The organism is Adlercreutzia equolifaciens (genome assembly GCF_029076695.1).
In the GTDB taxonomy this organism is placed as follows: domain Bacteria; phylum Actinomycetota; class Coriobacteriia; order Coriobacteriales; family Eggerthellaceae; genus Adlercreutzia; species Adlercreutzia equolifaciens_A.
In genome coordinates this window covers 1-289 of record NZ_JARFIK010000597.1, presented here as the reverse complement: position 1 = coordinate 289, position 289 = coordinate 1, and the positions used below count along the sequence as shown (strand labels likewise).

The window sequence follows — 289 nt, the reverse complement described above, 5'->3', positions numbered from 1 at the left end:
ACTGCTTCCATCTCCACGATAGATTGTTGTACTCTGCGGATCATCTGTATTATTTACTACGCAGTATTTGTTATTCTTTGGATATGCGTGTACATCCACATTGTAGTTTGTGCTGAACCATTTCTTCAGCTCATCCTCGCTGTGAGTACTCCACATGATCGCACGATGAAGAACACGGTTGTTCTCAAAGCTGTACGGAAGTCCGCTGATATATACAGCACGTCCTTTCCCATATTCATTAACAGCCATCTGAACTTCTTTGTCCTTCTGAACAAGGATTGTAGATCCT

The 289-nt window shown here is 42.2% G+C and carries 1 protein-coding gene; it reads right to left on the bottom strand.

Translation table 11 applies throughout. The features are described 5' to 3' along the window. A partial coding sequence (locus tag PZH32_RS13760) for a 1,3-beta-galactosyl-N-acetylhexosamine phosphorylase C-terminal domain-containing protein (protein ID WP_275208826.1) occupies positions 1-279 on the bottom strand: 279 nt, incomplete at its 3' end. Positions 280-289: the final 10 nt, after the last annotated feature.